This window comes from Methylorubrum podarium (assembly GCF_022179745.1).
Taxonomy (GTDB): Bacteria; Pseudomonadota; Alphaproteobacteria; order Rhizobiales; family Beijerinckiaceae; genus Methylobacterium; species Methylobacterium podarium.
On the sequence record NZ_BPRD01000054.1, the window covers coordinates 1 to 14,637 of the forward strand.

General features: G+C 68.6%; 20 protein-coding genes. 16 read left to right on the plus strand and 4 right to left on the minus strand.

Annotation, left to right across the window (positions count from 1 at the left end):
* Window positions 1-221 precede the first annotated feature (221 nt).
* Window positions 222-545 carry an ArsR/SmtB family transcription factor gene (locus tag MFF42_RS02780; RefSeq protein WP_003596992.1) on the plus strand — a complete coding sequence of 108 codons (324 nt, stop codon included), beginning with the start codon at window positions 222-224 and terminating at the stop codon, window positions 543-545.
* 6 nt (window positions 546-551) lie between these two features.
* Here MFF42_RS02780 and MFF42_RS02785 read toward each other — a convergent pair whose 3' ends face one another.
* Entirely contained in the window at window positions 552-1,868 is a 1,317-nt protein-coding gene (locus MFF42_RS02785; protein WP_003596994.1) for an ATP-binding protein, read from the minus strand.
* Window positions 1,865-2,527: a response regulator gene (locus tag MFF42_RS02790; RefSeq protein WP_003596996.1), complete on the minus strand. Its 663-nt coding sequence runs from the start codon at window positions 2,525-2,527 to the stop codon at window positions 1,865-1,867. The genes MFF42_RS02785 and MFF42_RS02790 overlap by 4 nt, the downstream gene beginning before the upstream one ends.
* Window positions 2,528-2,629: 102 nt before the next feature.
* Between MFF42_RS02790 and dsbD the strand changes: the two genes are divergently transcribed.
* From dsbD to MFF42_RS02845, 11 genes are all read left to right on the plus strand, one after another.
* On the plus strand, window positions 2,630-4,375 hold the full coding sequence (gene dsbD / locus MFF42_RS02795) for a protein-disulfide reductase DsbD (RefSeq protein WP_003596998.1): 1,746 nt from the start codon (window positions 2,630-2,632) through the stop codon (window positions 4,373-4,375).
* Between the two features lie 39 nt (window positions 4,376-4,414).
* Window positions 4,415-5,050 carry a DsbA family protein gene (locus MFF42_RS02800; RefSeq protein ID WP_003596999.1) on the plus strand — a complete coding sequence of 212 codons (636 nt, stop codon included), beginning with the start codon at window positions 4,415-4,417 and terminating at the stop codon, window positions 5,048-5,050.
* On the plus strand, window positions 5,050-5,898 hold the full coding sequence (locus tag MFF42_RS02805) for a L,D-transpeptidase (protein WP_003597001.1): 849 nt from the start codon (window positions 5,050-5,052) through the stop codon (window positions 5,896-5,898). Before MFF42_RS02800 ends, MFF42_RS02805 begins: the two co-directional genes overlap by 1 nt.
* Entirely contained in the window at window positions 5,885-6,346 is a 462-nt protein-coding gene (locus MFF42_RS02810; protein ID WP_003597002.1) for a DsrE family protein, read from the plus strand. The genes MFF42_RS02805 and MFF42_RS02810 overlap by 14 nt, the downstream gene beginning before the upstream one ends.
* 253 nt (window positions 6,347-6,599) lie before the next feature.
* Window positions 6,600-7,025, plus strand: coding sequence for a YeeE/YedE family protein (locus MFF42_RS02815; protein WP_003597005.1), 426 nt, complete (start codon window positions 6,600-6,602; stop codon window positions 7,023-7,025).
* 3 nt (window positions 7,026-7,028) lie between these two features.
* On the plus strand, window positions 7,029-7,475 hold the full coding sequence (locus MFF42_RS02820) for a YeeE/YedE family protein (RefSeq protein ID WP_003597007.1): 447 nt from the start codon (window positions 7,029-7,031) through the stop codon (window positions 7,473-7,475).
* Entirely contained in the window at window positions 7,472-8,281 is an 810-nt protein-coding gene (locus MFF42_RS02825) for a sulfite exporter TauE/SafE family protein (protein ID WP_003597009.1), read from the plus strand. Before MFF42_RS02820 ends, MFF42_RS02825 begins: the two co-directional genes overlap by 4 nt.
* Before the next feature lie 21 nt (window positions 8,282-8,302).
* Window positions 8,303-9,214, plus strand: a complete 912-nt coding sequence (locus MFF42_RS02830; protein ID WP_003597874.1) for an MBL fold metallo-hydrolase — start codon at window positions 8,303-8,305, stop codon at window positions 9,212-9,214.
* Between the two features lie 11 nt (window positions 9,215-9,225).
* Entirely contained in the window at window positions 9,226-9,612 is a 387-nt protein-coding gene (locus MFF42_RS02835; RefSeq protein WP_003597873.1) for a rhodanese-like domain-containing protein, read from the plus strand.
* Between the two features lie 94 nt (window positions 9,613-9,706).
* A complete protein-coding gene (locus MFF42_RS02840; protein ID WP_003597872.1) occupies window positions 9,707-10,429 on the plus strand; it encodes a sigma-70 family RNA polymerase sigma factor in 723 nt (240 codons plus the stop codon).
* A gap of 33 nt (window positions 10,430-10,462) precedes the next feature.
* Window positions 10,463-11,506, plus strand: coding sequence for a YeeE/YedE family protein (locus MFF42_RS02845; protein WP_012455889.1), 1,044 nt, complete (start codon window positions 10,463-10,465; stop codon window positions 11,504-11,506).
* A 13-nt stretch (window positions 11,507-11,519) separates the two neighbouring features.
* On the opposite strand, the gene MFF42_RS02850 is transcribed toward MFF42_RS02845, so the two are convergent.
* Both MFF42_RS02850 and MFF42_RS02855 read right to left on the minus strand, forming a co-directional pair.
* The gene (locus MFF42_RS02850) at window positions 11,520-11,876 is read right to left on the minus strand and encodes an ArsR/SmtB family transcription factor (protein ID WP_026105494.1); all 357 of its coding nucleotides are present in this window, start codon (window positions 11,874-11,876) and stop codon (window positions 11,520-11,522) included.
* A gap of 33 nt (window positions 11,877-11,909) precedes the next feature.
* Complete coding sequence (locus tag MFF42_RS02855) at window positions 11,910-12,197, minus strand: thioredoxin domain-containing protein (RefSeq protein WP_012455890.1); 288 nt, start codon at window positions 12,195-12,197, stop codon at window positions 11,910-11,912.
* Between the two features lie 311 nt (window positions 12,198-12,508).
* Between MFF42_RS02855 and MFF42_RS02860 the strand changes: the two genes are divergently transcribed.
* From MFF42_RS02860 to soxZ, 4 genes are all read left to right on the plus strand, one after another.
* A complete protein-coding gene (locus MFF42_RS02860; RefSeq protein ID WP_003597867.1) occupies window positions 12,509-13,084 on the plus strand; it encodes a thioredoxin family protein in 576 nt (191 codons plus the stop codon).
* 167 nt (window positions 13,085-13,251) lie between these two features.
* Window positions 13,252-13,728, plus strand: coding sequence for a sulfur oxidation c-type cytochrome SoxX (soxX, locus tag MFF42_RS02865; protein ID WP_003597865.1), 477 nt, complete (start codon window positions 13,252-13,254; stop codon window positions 13,726-13,728).
* 27 nt (window positions 13,729-13,755) lie between these two features.
* Window positions 13,756-14,226, plus strand: coding sequence for a thiosulfate oxidation carrier protein SoxY (gene soxY / locus MFF42_RS02870; protein ID WP_003597863.1), 471 nt, complete (start codon window positions 13,756-13,758; stop codon window positions 14,224-14,226).
* Between the two features lie 39 nt (window positions 14,227-14,265).
* A complete protein-coding gene (gene soxZ / locus MFF42_RS02875; protein ID WP_003597861.1) occupies window positions 14,266-14,595 on the plus strand; it encodes a thiosulfate oxidation carrier complex protein SoxZ in 330 nt (109 codons plus the stop codon).
* The last annotated feature ends 42 nt before the right edge of the window (window positions 14,596-14,637 follow it).

The following is a 14,637-nucleotide window of genomic DNA, read 5'->3' on the forward strand; positions in this document are numbered from 1 at the left end:
CCAATACAATGGCGGCCCTTGGCCTTTGCGACCGACGCAGATCACTCCTTCCGCGCCTGCGCCCGATTACCTCGGGGACGATGGCAGCAAGGCGGCACCAGGAAAAGCCTTTGATGACCTCCTGGGCGAAGCCGCGGAGTGGGCAAAGAAGGAGCACAGCCCCTGATTTTATATTAGGATCGCCTAAATAAGATAAGGCTGACATTCTGGGATACGGACCGATGGACGTAGCGACTCCGACCGACCTGATGCGCCTGCAGGACAAGGCCGCCGACGCGGCCCGCCTGCTCCGCCTCCTCGCCAACGAGAAGCGGTTGCTCATCCTGTGCCTGCTGGTCGCCCGCGGCGAGATGGACGTGACCAGCCTCGCCGGGGAGGTCGAGCTCAGCCAATCGGCCCTGTCGCAGCACCTCGCCAAGCTGCGCGAGGATGGGTTGGTCGCGTTCCGGCGCGAGAGCCAGACGATCCACTACCGCCTTGAGGACCCCAGGGCCGCGCGGGTGCTGGCGACCCTCAAGGACATCTTCTGCCCGGAGCTCGGCTGACCGGTCTCAGCCCGGGAGGATCTCCGCCTCAAGCCCCGGGCGATCCGTCCGGTTGCGCAGCCGCAGGCTCAGGCCACTCCGGCGGGACGCCATCTCGGCGATGGCGAGGCCGAGACCGCTACCCGTCTCGCTCTTGTGTCGCCCACGGAAGAACCGTGTCGTGACGTGGGGCAGTTCCTCCTCCGGAATGCCCGGTCCCTCGTCGCGAACGACGATGCCCTCGCCATGCGGCCGCGCGCCCCAAGCCACCGTGCCGGTCACCATGTGCTGCACGGCGTTCTCGTGCAGATTTCGGACTGCGAGGCGCAGGCCTTCCGGGTCGGCCAGCAGCGTGTAGCCCCGTAGCCCCGGATCGATTTGGGTCCGGACCCCGGGAGGCGTCCGCATCCCCTCCACGGTCTCCGTCACCAGTGCGCCGACGTCGACCTCCGCCAGGGAGGGCGCCTCCCCTGCGGCATCGAGCTGGGCGGCGTCGAGCAACTGGCGGACGAGGCGCGTGGTCCGGTCGACGGCCGCAAGGATCTGTCTCAGCGCCGCCTTCGCCACGTCCGGGTCGGTGGCGGCCATGGCGACCTGGGCCTGGACCTTGAGGCCGGCGAGCGGTGTTCGCAGTTCATGCGCGGCGAAGGCCGTCACTTCCCGTTCGTGCCGGCGGGCCGATTCGACCTTGAGGAACAGCCCGTTCAGGGCGTCTGCCAGGGGACGCACCTCCGCCGGCGTCCGATTTGTGTCGATCGCACTCATGTCGTCGGCGCCGCGACCCGCGAGGTCCCGCGCCATCAGCCGCAAGGGACGCAAGCCCCGACCGAGGCTCGCCCAGATCAGCATGCCGAGCAACGGAACCATCAGGATGGCGGGTGTGACCAGGCCCATGATGAGGTCAGTGACGAGGCGCTCGCGGAGGCCAAGACGATCACCCACCATGACCCGCACACCTCTCTCGGCATCCTCCACGGTGAACACCCGCCAGGTCTCGCCGTCGACCTCGCGCTGCGAGAAGCCGGCCGGCGCGTCGGTCAGGCGGCGCTCCGGGGCCCCGGTCGACCGCGCTACCATGCGCCCGTCGAGCGACCAGATCTGGCAAGAAAGCTGCCGCTCGTAGGCCGTCGGGGCCGGGAAGGTTCGGGGTGCCCCGTCCGGGCCAGCGCTCCCAACCGCACCCACCAGGGAACTGACCATGCGGGCGGCTTCCTGCAGGCGGTTGTCGAGGACCTGCTCCACCTCGCGCTTCGAGCCGAGATAGATCCAGGCGACCGCGCTGAGCCAGATCAGGCCGGTGGCGAGGACGAGGATGGCGAAAAGCCTGACGCGTAGCGACCTCATGCGAGTGCCCTCATCCGGTATCCGAGACCTCGGACCGTCTCGATGGCGTGCTTGCCGATCTTGGCACGCAGGTTGTGCACGTGGACCTCGACCGCGTTGCTCTCGACCTCCTCCTGCCAGCCGTAGAGCCGCTCCTCCAGTTCGACCTTGGAGCGAAGCACGTTAGGTCGTTCCATGAGGGCCGCCAGAACCATGACCTCGCGCCGGGAGACGGCGACCGGCACACCGTCGACGGTGACGGCAAGGCTGCCGGGGTCGAGCCGAATTCCGCCGTGCTCCAGGAGCGCGGCGGCCCGACCCGAGGCCCTCCGGACGACGGCACGGATGCGGGCGGAGAGCTCGTCGAGGTCGAAGGGCTTGCCGAGGTAGTCGTCGGCGCCATCGTCGAGCCCGGCGATCCGGTCGGTCACGGCGTCCCGGGCCGTCAGCAGGACGACCGGCGTCCGGTCGTTCCGGCGGCGAAGCCCCCGCAACACGTCGAGGCCGGAGCCGTCGGGCAGCATCAGGTCGAGCACGATGGCCGAGAACGCGCTCGTGGCGAGCGCCGCCTCGGCGTCGGCGCAGGTTGCGACGCAATCGACCGTCGCCCCGCCCAGGCCCAAACCAGCCCTGAGACCGTCCGACAGGATGGTGTCGTCCTCGACGACGAGGATGCGCATGCGTGTCTCCCTTTACGGCCCCCATCCTCCGGGCCCCGCTTAAGCCTGGCTTAAGCTGCGTTTCCGACCCGCGGCGGGCCGATCCGATCCCGGACCCTGCCCATGCCGAACGTTTTCACCCACCTTATCCTCGCTGCCCTGCTCTGGACCGGCTCCTCGCTGTGGTCACCGGGGCAGTGCCGCGAGCCCGGTGCGCGGCCGACGCCCTTCACCGTCGATGCGGCTCGCGACCCAGACCTCTCGCTGCGCCTGCGATGGACCATCGCCCCCGGCACCTACCTCTACCGTGACAAGATCGCCGCCACCGACGCGAGCGGCAGGGAGCTTCCTGTCAGCACCCAGCTCGGCGAGACCAAGGATGACCCCAACTTCGGGCCGACGGAAGTCTATCACGGCGCGACGGAGGCCATCGTGCCGGGTGCGGCTCTCGCGGGGGTGCGCGAGGTGCGCGTCACCTATCAGGGCTGTGCCGAGAAGGGCATCTGCTACCCGCCGATCAACAAGGTCATCGAGGTCCCCGCGCTAGGTCCGCAGGCGACCGCGACCGCCGCGACGCCGGCCACGGACGCGCAGGCCGAGCCCGCGAGCGGCCTGCTCTCGGGCCATCTCGCGGGCGTCCTGGCGACCTTCCTCGGGCTCGGCCTGCTCCTGGCCTTCACCCCGTGCCTGCTCCCGATGGTCCCGGTGCTGGCCGGCATGCTGGCCCGGTCCGGGGAGCGGCTCTCGGCCGGACGAGGTTTCGTACTCTCCGGCACATACGTGATCGCGATGGCGCTGGCCTACGGGACGCTCGGCGTGGCGGCGGCATGGTCCGGGCGCAACCTTCAAAACGCACTCCAGACTCCCGCCGCGCTTGGACTGCTCGCCGCAGCCTTCGCCGCCCTGGCCCTGTCGATGTTCGGCGTGTTCGACCTGGCGCTGCCGTCCGGCGTCGCCGGCCGGCTGTCACGCCTGAACGGAGGCAAGCTTGGCGCGCTCGGCGCCGCCGCTGTCATGGGCTTCACCTCCGCCCTGATCGTCGGGCCCTGCGTGACGCCGCCACTCGCCGCGGCCCTCCTCTATGTCGCCCAGACCGGCGACGTGGCGCGCGGCGCCGCCGCCCTGTTCGCGCTCGGCCTCGGCATGGGCCTGCCGCTGATCGCATTCGGGACGTTCGGGGCGGGTATCCTGCCGAAGTCAGGCCCTTGGCTGGTCGCGGCCAAGCAGGCCTTCGGCGTAGTCTTCCTCGCGTTGGCCATCACCATGGTTTCGCGCCTCGTGCCGTCCGAGGTCTCCCTCGTGCTCTGGGGCGCGCTGGCGATCGGCGTCGGCGTGTTCGTCGGGGCGTTCGACGTCCTCAGGGCGGGTGCCGCGGGCCGGCTAAGCAAGGTCGCCGGTATCGTTGCCGTGACCTACGGCTGCGCCCTCGTCGTCGGCGCCGCGGGCGGCGGGACCGACCCGCTCCGGCCGCTCGCAGGCTTCGGCCCGTCGCGAGCGGTTCACGTCGAGGAGAGCCGGTCTGTCTCCTCCGTCCCGGCTTTCGAGGCCGCCCTCGCGGCGGCCCGTGCCGCGGGCAAGCCGGTGCTCGTCGAGTTCGCCGCCGACTGGTGCAGCGTCTGCAAGACCAACGAACGGACGGTCCTGGCTGACCCCGGCATCCGGGCGAGGCTGAGGGCCGTCTCGGTCATCCGCGCCGACGTCACCCGCGACGACGACGCCACCCGCGCCCTGATGCGGCGCTTCGAGGTGGTCGGACCGCCGACCCTCATCCTGATGCGCCCCGACGGCGGCGAGGTCCGCGAGGCCCGCACCGAGGGCGAACTCACGGTCGAGGACCTGAAGCGCCGCCTCGCCCTCGTCGGCGCCTGAGCCCCCCTTTTCGACAAACCAAGTTTCACGGAGACCACCATGGACCGCAGGACCCTGCTCGCCCTTATGCCCGCCGTCGCGCTCGCGCCTGCCCTGTTGTCGCTGGCGCCCCCCATCGAGGAGGCCTTCGCCCAGGGCGTCGACCCCAACGCCATCCTCAACGACCCGGAGGTGCCGGTCTCGGGCAACCCGAAGGGCGACCTGACCATCGTCGCCTTCCTCGATTACAACTGCCCCTTCTGCAAGAAGGCCGAGCCCGACCTCATCCGTCTGGTGAAGGCGGACGGGCGCATCCGCCTCGTCCACAAGGACTGGCCGATCCTCGGCGACGCCTCCGTCTACGGCGCCCAACTCGCCCTCGCGGCGAAGTACCAGGGCCGCTACGACGAAGTGCACCGCGCGCTCATGGGGATTCCGGGCCGCAAGATCCCGAAGGAGCGGATGCTGGAGGCGGTGGCCGCCTCGGGCGTCGACGTCGCCCGCCTGGAAGAGGACCGGAAGGCGCACCAGGCCGAGATCGCGGCCCTGCTCCAGCGCAACCTCGACCAGGCGGACGCCCTGGGGCTCCAGGGAACGCCGGTCTTCCTGATTGGCCAACTCAAGGTCGCGGCGGCGCTCGATTACGACGGCTTCAGGCAGGCAGTCGCCCAGGCCCGAGCGCGGGGTCGCTCGTGATGCCGCGGCCCCTCCGCCTTACGACGTTGATCGCGCTCGCCTCGGCGCTCGGCGCCTGCTCGACCTCGCAGGGGGCTCCGGCCCCCGTCGCGGAAGCCCGGCCGCAGATCACCCCGGAGGTCTTGCGCCGGTACGCCGCCGTCACGGACGAACCCTTCCCGGTCGAGGCGGTCGACCCGCGCGACCTCAAGGCTCGCAACGTCCGCCAGTTGGTCGACTACCCGTCAAAGGAGCTGCCCGGCACCCTCGTCGTCGATCCATACAAACGCTTCCTCTTCCTCGTCATGGAGGGCGGCAAGGCGATGCGCTACGCGGTCGGGGTGGGCAAGGCCGGATTCGAGTTCACCGGCGAGGCGACCGTTGCCCGCAAGGCGTCCTGGCCGCGCTGGACGCCGACGCCCGACATGCTCCGGCGTGATCCGGAGCGGAACGGGCGCTGGGCCGGCGGCATGCCGGGCGGCGACAGGAACCCGCTCGGCGCCAGGGCGCTCTACCTGTTCAAGGACGGCAAGGACACGCTGTACCGTATCCACGGCACGACGGAACCATCGAGCATCGGCGAGGCGGTGTCCTCGGGATGCATCCGCATGCTGAACCAGGACGTGATCGACCTGCACCGGCGCGTCCCCACCGGCACGAAGGTGGTGGTGCTCGGGTCCCGAGGCACCGTCCACGCCGCACGGCCAAAAGCGCCGGAGACGACGGGCAGCCTCGGGAACGGCGCATCCTCCGGACCGAAGCCGGACGACGGCCTCGATCATGCGGGGCTCGACAACCTATCGCGCAGCGCGTCGGAAGCACCCGAGCCTCCGGCCTATGACGGGGAGGCGGACGATGACGGTCTTTAGGAGCCTGATGATCGCGGTCGTGCTTGCGACCCTGGGCGTAGGGGCCGCCCATGCCGGCCCGGAAGCGCCGGCCGGGTACTACGCCGACCAGAAGGTGGTCTACCACAACGACGGCGGCCCCGACGGAGCCGCCTACTTCAAGCGCCTGCTCGGCAATCTGCGCAACCACGTCGAGACCGTGGGCAAGACCCACGTTGAGATCCGCGTGGTGAGCCACGGCGACGGGGTCGGGCTCTTCCAGTCGGCCGCGAGCGACAGGGAGCTCGCCGCCCGTATCGATGCCCTCAAGGGGATGGGCGTTCGGTTCCTCGTCTGCGGCCATACCCTGCGCGAGCGGAAGATCGACCGCAACACGCTCTACGGCGTCACCGAGGACGAAGTGGTGCCGAGCGGTGTCGCCGAACTGGCGCGGCTGCAGGGCATGGGGTTCGCCTACATCCATCCCTGAGTTGGTCGAACGGGAGACGGCGAGCCTCCCGTCGGCATCGATGCCACGCCAACGATGGCGTCCGCCCAAAGGCGAAGGCGCCCGTGCGCCACCGCACCCCCTCTGCGCGTCCCAATCCAGGCCGTCGGTTTCACGCTTGCCATTCCATTAGATGATGCTAAATAAGAGTTATCTAATGTTCTGGTTTGGCAGGGGAGGACGTCCCTTGCGCCCCGCCGGGCATCCCCCGGACCACCGTTTGGGAGCGACCACCATGGACGGCTTCACGCCTGTCAGCGCCCTCGCCGGCGGTGCCTTGATCGGCACCTCCGCGGCCCTGTTCCTGCTCCTCAACGGACGGATCGCCGGCATCAGCGGCATTCTCGGCGGCCTCCTAACCCCGCCATCTCGCGAGACGGGCTGGCGCGCCGCCTTCGTGGCAGGACTCGTCCTGGCGCCGTTCGCCTACGCCGGCCTGGGTGGCAGCCTGCCGCCGCTGACGGTGGATGCCTCGTTCCCGCTGCTCGTGGTCGCCGGTCTGCTGGTCGGGTTCGGATCGCGCCTCGGTGCCGGCTGCACGAGCGGCCACGGTGTCTGCGGCATCGGCCGTGGCTCGCCCCGCTCCGTGGTCGCCACCGGCACCTTCATGGCCGTCGCCATCCTGACCGTCCTCGTCGTGCGCCATCTCGTCGGAGCCTGAGCCATGGCCAAGACCGCCTCCGCCTTCGCCGTCGGTCTCCTGTTCGGCCTCGGCCTCCTCGTCTCCGGCATGGCTGATCCGGCCAAGGTTCTCGCCTTCCTCGACGTGACCGGGCGCTGGGACCCGAGCCTCGCCTTCGTGATGGCTGGCGCCGTCGCGGTCTCGGCGACGGGCTATTTCGTGGCGCGGCGCCGTGGGCGGCCGTTGCTCGCCTCCCGGCTTGAGATCCCGACCCGGCGCGACCTCGACCCGCGCCTGATCGCCGGCGCCGCGGTGTTCGGTCTCGGCTGGGGCCTCGCCGGCCTGTGCCCGGGGCCCGCCCTCACCCTGCTGACGGTCGCACCGGCGCAAGCTGTGACCTTCGTCGTCGCCATGGTCGTCGGGATGCTGGCGTTTCACCTTCTTCCGGCGGCAGCCCCGAAGCCGGCGGTCCAGGGAGCCGACGCATGACGCCCGGCCTGCTGACATCCGGCCTCGCGGCCGGCTCGGGCGGGGTCGTCGGCCTGATCCTCGGTCTCGTCGGCGGGGGCGGCTCGATCCTGGCGGTCCCGCTCCTGACCTACGTCGTCGGCGTGTCCTCGCCACACGTGGCGATCGGCACCAGCGCCCTGGCGGTGTCGGTCAGCGCGGCCGGCAACCTCGTCCCGCAATGGCGGGCGGGGAACGTGAAGTGGCGCTGCGCGGCGGCATTCTCGGTCGCCGGCGTCCTCGGCGCGCTGGCCGGCTCGGTCGCTGCGAAGGCGGTCGACGGGCAGAGCCTCCTGGCCCTGTTCGGTGTCGTGATGCTCGTGGTCGGGGGCCTGATGCTGCGCAAGCGGCGCGGTGACGGCGACCCCGAGGTGCGCCTGACGAAGGCCAACGCCCCGGTACTCCTGCCCTGGCTGCTCGGCATCGGGTTCGCGGTCGGCCTGTTCTCCGGCTTCTTCGGCATCGGCGGGGGATTCCTCATCGTGCCGGGCCTGATGCTGGCGACGTCGATGCCGCTGCCGATGGCCATCGGCACCTCGCTGGTCGCGGTCAGCGCCTTCGGGGCGGCGACCGCCGCGAGCTACGCCGCCTCCGGCCTGATCGACTGGCCGTTGGCCGGCCTGTTCATCCTGGGAGGCGTGCTCGGCGGCCTCGCCGGCACGCGCCTCGGCCAGAGGCTCGCCGGGCGCAAGCGAGCCCTGACCGTCACCTTCGCCGGCCTCGTCATCCTGGTCGGCCTGTACGTCGTCGCCCGCGGAGCCCTGCCGCTCCTCGGCGCCAACACCTGAACCCGAAAAAGGAGGCGTTTCATGTCGGACCAGACCATCGCAGCCCTGCGCGGGCGTCCCATCGTGACCGGCTTCCATGACGAGCCGACCGGCAGCATCCAGTACGTCGTCGCCGATCCCGGGACGAAGCGCTGCGCCATCATCGACCCGGTGCTCGACTTCGATCCGAAGTCCGGCGCGACCGCGACCCGCTCCGCCGATGCCCTGCTCGCCCACATCGAGCGCGAGGGCTACGAGCTGGAGTGGATCCTCGACACCCATCCGCACGCCGACCACTTTTCGGCGGCCGGCTACCTGCACGACAAGACCGGCGTCCCGACCGCCATCGGCGAGAAGGTCGTCGACGTGCAGCGGCTTTGGAAGGGGCTCTACAACCTGCCCGACACGTTCCGGACGGACGGTTCGCAGTGGTCGCGGCTCTTCGCCGACGGCGAGCGCTTCCGGATCGGCGACCTCGACGTCGAGGTGATGTTCACGCCCGGCCACACCATGGCCTCCATCGCCTACCGGATCGGCGACGCCGCCTTCATCCACGACACGCTGTTCATGCCCGACAGCGGCTCGGCGCGGGCCGACTTCCCAGGCGGCAGCGCGCACGCGCTCTGGCGCAGCATCCAGCGCATCATGGCCCTGCCGGACGAGACACGGCTGTTCACTGGGCACGATTACCGCCCGGGCGGGCGCGAGGCGGCCTGGGAGAGCACGGTCGCCCGGCAGCGGGCCGAGAACCCGCACCTCGTCGAGGCCCCGACCGAGGAGGCGTTCGTCCGCATGCGCGAGGCACGCGACCGCGAACTGCCGATGCCCAAGCTCATCCTGCATTCCCTGCAGGTGAACATCCGAGGCGGCCGCCTGCCCGAGCCCGAGGCGAACGGCAAGCGTTACCTGAAGATCCCGCTGGACGCCCTCGACGGCGCGGCCTGGGGCGAGTGACGGAGGAAGCCATGACCATGAGAAGCGCGAAGGATTTGGTGGCGGAAGCCAACCGCGAGGTTGAGACCCTGTCGGCCGAGGAGGCGCTCGCACGCCTCGGCCAGCCCGACACGATGCTCGTCGACGTGCGCGAAGGCGAGGAATTGGCCAAGACCGGCAGGATCGCCGGCGCGGTCCATGTGCCCCGCGGCTTCCTGGAGTTCCAGGCCGACCCGGAGAGCCCGACCCACAAGGCCGAGCTCGGCGGCGGTAGGCGCCTGGTACTCTACTGCGCCTCCGGCAACCGGTCGGCCCTGGCCGCCAAGGTGCTCAACGACATGGGCCTCGGACCGGTCGCCCACGTTGCCGGGGGCTTTCCGGCACTGGTCAAGGCGGGGGCCTCGGTCGACCCCGCCTGAGGACCGTTCGGGCGGTCAAGCTCGGGGTTCCGCATCACAACGAATGCATCGTGCGGTCGTCGCACCTTACCCTCACTCGAAAAGGCATCCGACCGTGACCGACACCCCGCATGCCGCCGATCCAACGGCTTTGCCCAGCGGCGATTGCTCCAAGGCGGGCATCGCTGCCCATCTTACGGGTCCGTTGCGGGATTACTTCTCGGTTGCCGAGCACGCGGCCATCCCGGAGAGGCTCTCGCTCCTCGTCGAGCGGTTCGAGGCGTCGCTGGTCGCATCCGGCGAGCGTCTCGGGGTCACGTTCCGCGACGATCTCCTCCGGGCGCTGCCGATGCTTCGGACGTTCGCGATGTCCCTCTGCGCGAATGCGGCCCGCGCCGACGACCTCGTGCAGGAGATGATGGTCCGGGCATGGGCCAACCGGGAGAAGTTCGTGCCCGGCACCAACTTCACGGCCTGGAGCTTCACGATCCTGCGCAACCAGTTCTACACCGAGATGCGCAAGGCCAGGCGCGAGGTCGAGGACGCCGAGGGCGCGCACGCCGCGACGCTTACGGCGGCACCGGACCAGGACCACGTCGTGGCGCTCGGGGCCGTGATGAACCTCATCGGGACGCTGCCGCTCCCGCAACGCCAGGCGCTGCTGCTCGTGGGGGCCGAAGGCTTCACCTACGAAGAGGCGGCAGCCCGCCTCGGCTGCCAGGTAGGGACCGTCAAGAGCCGGGTGAGCCGCGCACGGAGCCAACTTGTCGCCAGCCTGACGCAGACTGTTCCGTCGCTGTGCGTCACGGGACGCTACGATTCTCACACGGCCGTTTGACAAGGCCTTTCAAGGGTGAACGAATCTAGGCTGATGTTGGACACGCTGCCTGCTTACCTTCTCCGGGCGGCGCTCGGCCTCGCCCTTGGAGCACTGCTCGGCACGGTCGCACGGCGGGGTCGCTTCTGCACGCTCGGCGCCATCGAGGATGCCGTCTACGCGCGTGACACCCGCCGCGCGCGTGCTTGGCTGCTGGCGATTGGCATCGCCATCCTCGGCACCCAACTTTTGGAAGCCGCTGCCGGTCTCGACCTCTCCCGGTCGATCTACACGGGGCCGCGCTTGGAATGGGGCGCGATGATCCTCGGCGGGGCGATGTTCGGCTTTGGGATGGCGCTCGTAGGGACCTGTAGCTTTGGGGCTCTCATTCGGCTCGGCGGGGGAGACCTACGAGCCCTCCTCGTCCTGCTTGTGCTCGGCCTCTCAGCCTATATGGCAATCAGCGGCGTGACGGCGCTCATGCGCGTGACGATTACTGAGCCGTTAAGCGTCGATCTCGGAAGCCAGCGCCTCGGCGCTCTCCTGCGGCTCGATCAGGCGGGCCGCATTGTCGTGAGCGTCGTGGTAGGCGTCGGCTTCTGTATCGCGGCGCTCACGAGCGGCGCCTTCCGGGAGACGAAGCGGCTGCTGGTCGGCGCTATCGTGATCGGATGTGTGATCGTCGCCGGATGGTGGGCCAACGGAAGCGCGGGCTTCGACGAGTTCGAGACCCAGGCGGTCGGCTCCTTCAGCTTCGCTCGACCTGTCGGCGATACGTTGCTCTACGCCATGCTCGCGAGCGGCACGAAGATCGATTTCGGCGTGGCCTCGGTCTTCGGCGTCCTGGTCGGATCTTTCGCGTCGGCACGCCAAGCGGGCGAATTCTATTGGGAAGCGCCCGACGATGCCCGGGAGGTGAAGCGCCACCTTCTCGGCGCGTTCCTAATGGGCACGGGCGGCGTCACTGCCCTCGGCTGCACCATCGGCCAGGGGTTGAGCGGTCTCTCGACGCTGTCGGTCGGCTCGATGCTCGCCCTCGGCGCGATCCTCGTCGGAGCCCGAGCGGGTCTCTACTTTCTCGTAGACCGACATACGTGAGGGGCTTCAAAGGTTACGGCGTACGTCCGTTGCAGAAGGCGCGGTGCAAGGCAGCGATGATTTCGCGAACCTCGGGCCGGGCCAGCGCATAGTAGATGTTCTTGCCGTCGCGGCGGGCCTCGACGAGATCGTCGGCCCGCAACCGCGCCAACTGCTGGGACACGGCGGGCTGGCGCAGGTTCAGCAGTTGCTCCAGTTCCGAGACTGAGCGCTCGCCCTCGACCAACAGGCAAAGGATAACAAGGCGCGCCTCGTGGCCGAGAGCCTTCAGCAGCTCGCTGGCATCACGTGCATTGGCCAGCAACAGTTCCAGGTCGAGGCTGCCCGGGGCCTCGGCGCTCGTCACCGGCTGCGCTTGCTGCAACGGCATCATCTCACCCTTTTCCTTGCCGTCTAAAACCCGTCACGGGGAAGCCGGTAGCTGTTTCAGCAACCGCTCGGCCCGCCCCCAGAAAAACTCCTCGCCCGGATAGCCCTCGATCCGGTCGACCTCGGCGCCGCCTTCGATGAGGACGAATGTCGGTGTGTAGAGGATCGGGCGCTTGAGCGTGAGTCCGGGAGGGATGCCTGCGTCGAGATCGACACGGCGCAACGGCGCCCGCTTCCCGATATCCGTCTTCGGATAGATCGGCCCGATCTCCTTGTCCCACACCTTGCACCACGGGCAGCCGCGCCGCTCGAATTTGACCATTTCGGCGGCCTCGACGGAGCAAGGCCATAGGGCGCCCCCCCAAGCCCCCGCCATGACTGCCCGCCTCGTTTCCCGCATCGACCTTCCCAAGCTCAAGACCATCACTTTGATATAGCAAAAATCGAATGTGTTCGAGTGGAAGCGACGTGGCCGCCGGGATTGTGATTGGCCCCGGAACAGCGGACTCAATCGCCCCTTCACCTCGCCTCCTCTCAAAGCCACAGCAGCAGCGGGTATCAGGGGCAACGGATTGCCAGATGCGGGAAATTCGCACTACACATGCACGAACAAGAATATTTGGAGGGGACGTCATGTCGACCCGGCGCCGGTTCCTTGCGGGTGCCCTCGCGCTTGGCCTGCCTTCCAAAGCCATGGCCCAGGCGATCCAGGGCGATGACGGTCTCTACCGGGAGCCCTGGTTCCTCGAAAGCTTCCTCGACCTGTCGGACGATCTGAGGGCGGCCCGGGACCACGGCAAACGTCTTGCCGTCCTTTGGGAGTTGAAGGGCTGTCCCTACTGCAAGCAGATCCACCTCGTGAACTTCGCGGATCGGGCGACGAGCACGTATATCCGCGAGCGTTTCGATATCCTGCAGTTGAACTTCATCGGTTCGCGCGAAGTCACCGATTTTGACGGGCAGACCCTTTCCGAAAAGGGCTTCGCGGAGAAATACGGGATCTACTCCACGCCGAGCATACAGTTTTTCCCGGCGGAAGAATCGACGCTCGCGGACAAGCCGCCTCAGCAGCGCGAGGTCCTGCGCCTTCGGGGTTATGTCGCGCCTGAGGAGTTCCGGCGAACCTTCGCCTTCGTGGCCGAGCGAGCCTACGAGCGTACGAACCTGCAGGACTACCTGCGCTCCCCGGAGGCGGCGCGGCGGGGCTAACAGTTCGGCCGCGATGATCGGTGGCCTCCTGATTAACGCTTGACTCGAAAGCGATAAGCGTCAAACTTGCAAATATTCGCATATGTCGATTGGTTCGCCCATCGGCAGTGCGTGCGGTTCGAAACGACCGCACCCGCCGCAATGACGGCGCACCGAGGAAACGCCAGATGCGTAGGCCGATCACAGCCTTTGCGCTCGCAGGACTTTGCGTCCTCGCGACCGCCGCCGGAGCCGAGACGGCTTCAACCGGGCTTGCACCGTTCAAGGTCGTGGCCGTCGACGGCAGCGACGCGATCCCCGAGCCGCTTACCGACAAGCCGGGGAATGCGGCGGCCGGCGCCAAGGTCGTGGTGAACCGCCGCCAGGGCAACTGCCTCGGCTGCCATCAGGTCTCTTCGCTGAGCACCGAGTCCTTTCACGGCGAGATCGGACCCTCCCTCGACGGCGTCGCCGAACGGTGGGACGCGGCGCATCTGCGCATGATCGTCGTCAACCCGAAGCACGTCTTCACCGAGGCGACCGTGATGCCTGCCTTCTACCGGATCGAGGGCCTTCATCGCGTGCGTCCCGAGTTCCAGGGCAAGCCGATCCTGACCGCGCAGCAGGTCGAGGACGTCGTCGCCTACCTCACGACCCTGAAGTGATCTCGCGGGCTGAAGGAGCCGCTTCCCATGACCTCTGCCAAGATCCCCGCATTGAACCGCCGCCAAGCCCTGGCCTTCGGCACCGGAGCCGTCGTGGCAACCGCCTTCGCCTTCCGCGCTGGACCGGCCCTGGCCGCGAAGCCTGCGACCGATGAGGCCATCAAGGCCTTCACCCGCGGCAAGGAGCCCGTGAGGGGCAAGGTCAAGCTCGAACTCCCCGAGATCGCCGAGAACGGCAACACCGTACCGATGACGGTGAGCGTCGACGTGCCGATGACGCCGGAGAGCTATGTCGAGGAGGTGATGATCGTTGCCGAGGGCAATCCGAACCCCGGCGTCATCAGCTTCCACTTCACGCCGTCGAGCGTCGCCGAGGCGAACACGCGCATCCGTCTTGCCGAGACGCAGAACGTCATCGCGGTCGCCCGCATGAACGACGGCTCGGTCTTCAGCGACGTCCGCCAGGTGAAGGTCACCATCGGCGGCTGCGGCGGCTAACCCACACGCAACAGCATCGAACGAGGACGGGAGGACCACATGGCCGACGTGAAGCCGCGGATCAAACTGGACAAGAAGGATGTCGCAAAGGGAGACATCATCGAGGTGAAGACGCTCGTCTCACACACGATGGAATCCGGCCAGCGCAAGGACAAGGACGGGAAGACGATCCCGCGCAAGATCCTGAATAAGTTCACCTGCGACCTGAATGGCAAGACGATCTTCAGCGCCGACATAGAGAGCGCGGTCTCCGCCAACCCCTACTTCCAGTTCAAGATCAGACCCGAGGAAACCGGCACGCTGACCTTCACTTGGATCGATGACGACGGGTCGAAGACCCAGGCCACCGAGCAGATCAAGGTCGCCTGACGCGCGCCCGGGGCCGATTGCCCCGGAGCGCCTCCCCCGCCG

Coding starts and splice junctions, on each gene's coding strand:
- MFF42_RS02805 (WP_003597001.1), top strand. CDS start 5,050: ATGCCGCGGCCCCTCCGCCTTACGACGTTGATCGCGCTCGCCTCGGCG.
- MFF42_RS02850 (WP_026105494.1), bottom strand. CDS start 11,876: ATGCCGTTGCAGCAAGCGCAGCCGGTGACGAGCGCCGAGGCCCCGGGC.
- dsbD (WP_003596998.1), top strand. CDS start 2,630: ATGCCGAACGTTTTCACCCACCTTATCCTCGCTGCCCTGCTCTGGACC.
- MFF42_RS02845 (WP_012455889.1), top strand. CDS start 10,463: ATGTTGGACACGCTGCCTGCTTACCTTCTCCGGGCGGCGCTCGGCCTC.
- MFF42_RS02790 (WP_003596996.1), bottom strand. CDS start 2,527: ATGCGCATCCTCGTCGTCGAGGACGACACCATCCTGTCGGACGGTCTC.
- MFF42_RS02810 (WP_003597002.1), top strand. CDS start 5,885: ATGACGGTCTTTAGGAGCCTGATGATCGCGGTCGTGCTTGCGACCCTG.
- soxY (WP_003597863.1), top strand. CDS start 13,756: ATGACCTCTGCCAAGATCCCCGCATTGAACCGCCGCCAAGCCCTGGCC.
- MFF42_RS02780 (WP_003596992.1), top strand. CDS start 222: ATGGACGTAGCGACTCCGACCGACCTGATGCGCCTGCAGGACAAGGCC.
- MFF42_RS02835 (WP_003597873.1), top strand. CDS start 9,226: ATGACCATGAGAAGCGCGAAGGATTTGGTGGCGGAAGCCAACCGCGAG.
- MFF42_RS02820 (WP_003597007.1), top strand. CDS start 7,029: ATGGCCAAGACCGCCTCCGCCTTCGCCGTCGGTCTCCTGTTCGGCCTC.
- MFF42_RS02785 (WP_003596994.1), bottom strand. CDS start 1,868: ATGAGGTCGCTACGCGTCAGGCTTTTCGCCATCCTCGTCCTCGCCACC.
- MFF42_RS02825 (WP_003597009.1), top strand. CDS start 7,472: ATGACGCCCGGCCTGCTGACATCCGGCCTCGCGGCCGGCTCGGGCGGG.
- MFF42_RS02830 (WP_003597874.1), top strand. CDS start 8,303: ATGTCGGACCAGACCATCGCAGCCCTGCGCGGGCGTCCCATCGTGACC.
- MFF42_RS02800 (WP_003596999.1), top strand. CDS start 4,415: ATGGACCGCAGGACCCTGCTCGCCCTTATGCCCGCCGTCGCGCTCGCG.
- MFF42_RS02860 (WP_003597867.1), top strand. CDS start 12,509: ATGTCGACCCGGCGCCGGTTCCTTGCGGGTGCCCTCGCGCTTGGCCTG.
- soxX (WP_003597865.1), top strand. CDS start 13,252: ATGCGTAGGCCGATCACAGCCTTTGCGCTCGCAGGACTTTGCGTCCTC.
- soxZ (WP_003597861.1), top strand. CDS start 14,266: ATGGCCGACGTGAAGCCGCGGATCAAACTGGACAAGAAGGATGTCGCA.
- MFF42_RS02815 (WP_003597005.1), top strand. CDS start 6,600: ATGGACGGCTTCACGCCTGTCAGCGCCCTCGCCGGCGGTGCCTTGATC.
- MFF42_RS02855 (WP_012455890.1), bottom strand. CDS start 12,197: ATGGTCAAATTCGAGCGGCGCGGCTGCCCGTGGTGCAAGGTGTGGGAC.